Origin of the sequence: Streptomyces sp. SM1 (assembly GCF_002910825.1) — a bacterium.
Taxonomy (GTDB): Bacteria; Actinomycetota; Actinomycetes; order Streptomycetales; family Streptomycetaceae; genus Streptomyces; species Streptomyces okerensis.
Window position 1 is genome coordinate 1 of record NZ_NEUB01001052.1, and the last position, 5,212, is coordinate 5,212.

At 68.3% G+C, this 5,212-nt stretch carries 6 protein-coding genes; all 6 read left to right on the forward strand.

Annotation, left to right across the window (positions count from 1 at the left end):
* On the forward strand, positions 1–600 hold a 600-nt coding region (eccD, locus tag B9S61_RS39515), incomplete at its 5' end, for a type VII secretion integral membrane protein EccD (protein ID WP_103546552.1).
* Between the two features lie 19 nt (positions 601–619).
* Entirely contained in the window at positions 620–2,098 is a 1,479-nt protein-coding gene (gene eccB, locus B9S61_RS39520) for a type VII secretion protein EccB (RefSeq protein WP_103546553.1), read from the forward strand.
* Positions 2,099–2,459: 361 nt separating this feature from the next.
* Positions 2,460–2,810, forward strand: coding sequence for a hypothetical protein (locus tag B9S61_RS39525; RefSeq protein WP_103546554.1), 351 nt, complete (start codon positions 2,460–2,462; stop codon positions 2,808–2,810).
* Between the two features lie 68 nt (positions 2,811–2,878).
* Positions 2,879–3,199 (forward strand): WXG100 family type VII secretion target, encoded by a 321-nt coding sequence (locus tag B9S61_RS39530; RefSeq protein ID WP_181007747.1) that lies wholly within the window; start codon positions 2,879–2,881, stop codon positions 3,197–3,199.
* A 28-nt stretch (positions 3,200–3,227) separates the two neighbouring features.
* Positions 3,228–3,674 carry a type VII secretion system-associated protein gene (locus tag B9S61_RS39535; RefSeq protein WP_103546556.1) on the forward strand — a complete coding sequence of 149 codons (447 nt, stop codon included), beginning with the start codon at positions 3,228–3,230 and terminating at the stop codon, positions 3,672–3,674.
* Between the two features lie 12 nt (positions 3,675–3,686).
* Positions 3,687–5,212 (forward strand): AAWKG family protein (locus B9S61_RS39540; RefSeq protein ID WP_181007748.1); only part of this gene is annotated, 1,526 nt, incomplete at its 3' end.

A 5,212-nucleotide genomic window follows, 5' to 3' on the forward strand; every position in this document is an offset into this window, starting at 1 on the left:
GTGGTGGCCGTCGTGGTGGTGCTCTTCGGCGGGTTCGTCCCGTCGCTGTCGTTCCGGCTGGCCGGCATGCGGATGCCGCCCCTGCCGGCCGACGTCCAGCAGCTGCAGCAGGGCATCGACCCGTACTCCTCCTCGGACGTCGACGTCCGCTCGGCGCTGGCGGACGGCTGGATGACCGCCCTCTACGGCGCCATCGGCCTGGTGTGCCTGCCCTGCCTGGCGGCGCTCCTGGCCTCGCCGGGGCTCGCCGAGATCCTCACCGTGGTGGCCCTCTCCCTGCTCCTGCTGCTGCACAGCCGGGGGCTGGGCAACGTCTGGCAGCGGCTGGCCCTGACCACCGCCGGGGCCTGGGGCGTGGTCCTGCTGCTGTTCGTCTCCGCGCGCTCCCTCGCCCCGGCGGACCGGCTGACCCTGACGGCCGGCCTGATGGGGCTGGCCGCCGCGATCACCATCGCCTCGTGGACCGTGCCCGGACGGCGGCTCGTCCCCTACTGGGGGCGCGCGGCCGAGCTGCTGCACTCACTCGCCGCCCTCAGCATCCTGCCGCTGACGCTCTGGTCGATGGGTGTCTACGGCCGGCTCCGCGGCATCAACGGCTGACCTGAGGAGACACGGCGACATGCACAGCAAACGCGACCAGGTACAGGCGCATCTCTTCATCATGGGGCGGCTGGCCTCGGCCATGCTCCGCGCCGAACCGGACTCCCCGGAGAGCCCGCTGGGCCGGACCAACCGCGGCGCCGCGATCGGCGTGATCATCGCCGTGCTGGTGTGCGCCGGCGCCTTCGTCTTCGGACTCATCCGGCCCGGCGGCAACGACTCCTGGCGCTCGGGGGAGAACCTGATCGTCGACAAGCAGACCGGCGCCCGCTACCTGTACCTGGACGGGCGGCTGCGCCCGGTGCGCAACTACGCGTCGGCCCGGCTGGTCACCGGCGGCGAGGTCGGCGTCACCACGGTGGGCACGTCCTCACTGGCCGGCACCCCGCACGGAACGCCCGTCGGCATCCCCGACGGACCCGAGGCGCTGCCGGGCGCGGGCGACCTGGACCGCTCGCCGTGGCTGGTGTGTTCCGGGATCCTCCCGCGGACGACGGGCGTCGTCACGACGACGACGACACTCGCCCTCGGCGCCGACGCCCCGCAGGACGCGTCCGGGGGCCGTCGACTGGGCGAGAACGAGGGCCTGCTGGTCACCGGCCCGGACGACGCCACCTACCTGCTGTGGCAGGGCAGCAGACTGCGCCTGGACGGCCGGGCGAAGACGGCCGAGGCCCTCGGGTACGGCGACGTCATCCCGCGTCCCGTCTCGGCGGCGTTCCTCGACGCCTTCCCGCTGGGTCCCGACCTGGCCGCCGCCGACGTACCCGGCCGGGGGGAGGAGGGTCCCGAACTGGCCGGGCGGAGCACCAGGATCGGGCAGCTCTTCAAGGTCGGCGTACCCGGCTCCGCCGCCCGCTACCACCTGCTCACGCGGGAGGGTCTCGTCCCCCTCACCGACACCGGGGCGACCCTCCTGCTGGGCGACCCGCGCACGCGTGAGAAGGCGTACGCCGGTGACGACATGGCCGTGGCGACGCTCGGCGCGGACGTCCTGGCCGGGCATCTCGCCCCCGCCGCGCGGACCTCCGGCTCCGGGCCGGCGAGGCTGCCCTCGAAACCGCCGCGGGCGGTCACCGTCGCCACCGGCTCGGTGGCCTGCGCGGAGGTCGACTCCGCGGACTCCGGTGTGCGGGTGGGCACGTCGGTGCTGCCCGGGAGTGCACTGCCCCAGGCCGTACAGGCGCCCGGGCCGGAGGTCGAACCGGGCTGCCTGAAGGTCGACTCCATCGCGGTACGAGCCGGAAAGGGCGCGCTGGTCAGGGCGTTGAGCGCGAGCGGCAGCGCACTGGGCGACACCACGTACCTGGTGACGGAGGAGGGCGTGAAGTACCGGCTGCTGTCCCAGGAGGCGGTGAAGGCGCTGGGTTACGAGGGCGTCGGGGCGCGGACGATGCCGTCCCCGATGCTGGCCATGCTGCCCAGCGGCCCGGACCTGACCCCCGAGGCGGCGTCCGGGGGCGAGGCCCGGGTGACCCTGCGGTGCCCGCGCGCGTAGGGGGTGACGGCCCCGCCGGGGAAGCGGCCGGGAGGGAAATTCTTGGTGTCCCGCGGGCACCGCGCGTTCAGCCGGGTGCGCGGCGGGGCTCCGGCGAGCGGCGCGGATGCCCGGTCTGTCCGGCCGGATCCACCGTGACGCTCACTTGAGCGGCATGAATTCCGGTTCATTGCTCAATTGAGCCTGTAATTGACGGACTTCGTGGTTCCGCGGGTAATTGCCAAACAAGTTGCGTCCTGCATAGCATCTGGTCACCCCATGACCCCGGCGATTCGTTCGTGATCGCGGGGACGCCCTGTCTGCCCACGGGGCGAAGTGGGGGCCGCAGCCCGGTGAGTTTCGCCGAAAAGGGAGTTCTCTCATGGCCATGCAGCAGTCCGAAGAACGCGCGACCCGCAATGGGATCATGGCGCTGGAACAGGCTTTCACCGGTGTTCAGCGATGCCAGCAGGATGTGCAGTCCACGTCGCACACGCTCGCCTCGAATTACGGGGGCGCGGACGGCGGAAAGTACAAGAAGCTGCTGGAGCAGTGGGACGAGCACGTCGACACGATCCTGATCAACCTGGACCGGATGGTCGACGAGCTCAACGGAACCCTCACGGAGCACGGGCTGGTACAGGGATCCACCAGCGACTCGATCGACGCGGAGTACTCGCGCTCCACCCAGGTCTTCGACGAGCTCAACGGCACCAACACGTCGTCGAACTGATTCCCGCCGCACCCGGCGGACCCGAACCCCTCACATCTCGTCGTTCTCCCGGTGAATAGAGGACTCTGATGGACTTCTCCGACGGCTACATCTACGTCGACTACAACCACGCCGAAGGCGCGGCGGACGACATGATCAGCCAGTCCCAGGCGATCATGAGCATTCTGGCCAATCTGGAGATGGAACTGGCCGAACTCCGCAACAGCTGGATCGGTGACGACCGGGACGTGTACAGCGAGGTCCAGGCGAAATGGGACAACGCCGTCCAGAACATCAAGACCCTGCTCGCCAACCACTCCGGCCTGCTCACCGAGATCTCCTCCAACTACCGTTACACGGAGCAGAACCTGTCGCAGCGGTGGGGCGACATCAGGATCGGCAGCCGCTGACGCCGGCCGGTGACACAAGGGTGATCGCATGGCCGTCACGGTCCTCGACAGCACATTCCTGAAGAACTTCATCAACAACCAGATCGACGGCTTCCGGACGGCCCTGGAGAACATCCTCAAGGACAGTCCGAGCGCCGGACCGGCGATCTCGTTCATCGCGGACAGCATCTCGACCACGACGATCCTGTCCTCGAAGCCGCTCGTCATCGGCCCCATGGCCGACGAGAACAGCGTGGTCGGCGGGGGAGCCCTGAACAAGGTCATCCAGCAGGGCGCGGGCGAGGTCGAGCGCATCCTGGAGCACCAGACGCTTCTCTTCGAGGACCTCGAACAGGCGTTGTGGGACACGATCGACGAGCTGGCCAAGGCCCAGGGAAAGAATCTCGAGAACATCACCGCGGACGAGTTCATGGACATCTTCGAGGATGTCGACAGTGATCTCGACAATCCGGGCGGCAACGAAGAGGAAGAGTAGCGGAGTTCGGCGATGGCCAACCCCGAGGACAACAACGACGACTACTGGAAGAAAGCGGTCGACCTGCTCACCGGCTACGTTCTGCCGGAGCGGAAGACGTTGTTCGACACCCTCAAGGGCAACGACGGCATCCCGATGATCCACGTCCGGGTGGAGGACGAGGGAGGTCCGGAGTACTCGTCGGGTTTCCTTTCCTCGGGCGGTTGGGGCACGCACAACACCAACTACACCATTCCGTACTACCAGCCGGCCGGAAACGATACGAGCGTCTCCGAAGGCAGCTACCTCTACCAGTACCGTGTGTACATCACCTTCCTCGCCACGCCCGCGGCCGCGCCCCCGAGCGGGGAGGACGTGATCGCGAAATTCGAGAAGACGAGCAAGGTCCTGATGGACAAGGGCGGCTCGAACAGCGAGGGCGAGAAGCTCGACTGGGACACCAGCGCCCTGGTCCAGTACATCTACGGTTCCAAGGCCGCCCTCGACCAGCTGACGATGTGGCCCTACTCCACCCACGGATTCGAGAACCGCGGCATCAAGGTGGGCGACGGCACCTACGTCGACCTGCTCACCTTCACGAAGACGGCCCAGGCGTTCGACCGGGTCGTCAAGTTCTTCGAGGACAGTGCGGTCACCATCGGCAAGTGGGACACCGAGAACATCGGAGAGGGCAGCGACTCCTGGGACGGCACGTCGGCCGCCGTCTTCAAGGAGCTCATCCACAAGCTGGCCCGGAACTACGAGGGGTACGCCGACCAGATCGACGGCAAGGGCACTGCGGGCTCCGCGGCCACCATCGACACGGTGACGGTGACGTCCGAGCCGGCCAGGGCGCTGGCCGCGGCCCAGGGCGTCGTCCTCGAGCAGGCGCAGAACCTGCGGGACGCCTGGGTGGCGTGGAGGGCCGAGAGTAATCCGCAGCGCTGGCTCTACGACATGCTGCAGGACGCCCGGTTCAACCTCATCGACAACCAGTTCGACAAGACGGACTTCGACACGGTGTCCAGTGGCTCCGGGCCGTACACCACCTGGCACAACTACGTGGTGTCGACCGCCAACTTCCGGAACGAGATCGTCATCGGGGAGAAGTCGTACGGCAAGCCGAGCGACATGACCACCTGGAAGGCGATCGCCGAGGAGGCGGTGCGCCGGTGGGAGCAGTCCGTGCAGGACTGGCTCAGCACGAAGGGCGCCGAGGCCATCGTGGCCGTCAACAAGGCGTTCAAGGAAGCCGAGAAGGCGTTCGACACCAGCATCACCGACAGGGACGACCGCCCCCTCTCCGAGATCGCCGCCAGGGAAGAGGCCGACGCCGAGAAGAAGAAGGCGGAGGCCGACGCGGCGGCGGCCAAGGCGGAGGCGGAGAAGGAGAAGGCCGAAGCCAAGGCCGAGCAGGAAGCGGCCAAGGCGGAGGCGGAGAAGGAGAAGGCCGAAGCCAAGGCCGAGCAGGAAGCGGCCAAGGCGGAGGCGGAGAAGGAGAAGGCGGAGGCCAAGGCCGAGCAGGAAGCGGCCAAGGCGGAGGCGGAGAAGGAGAAGGC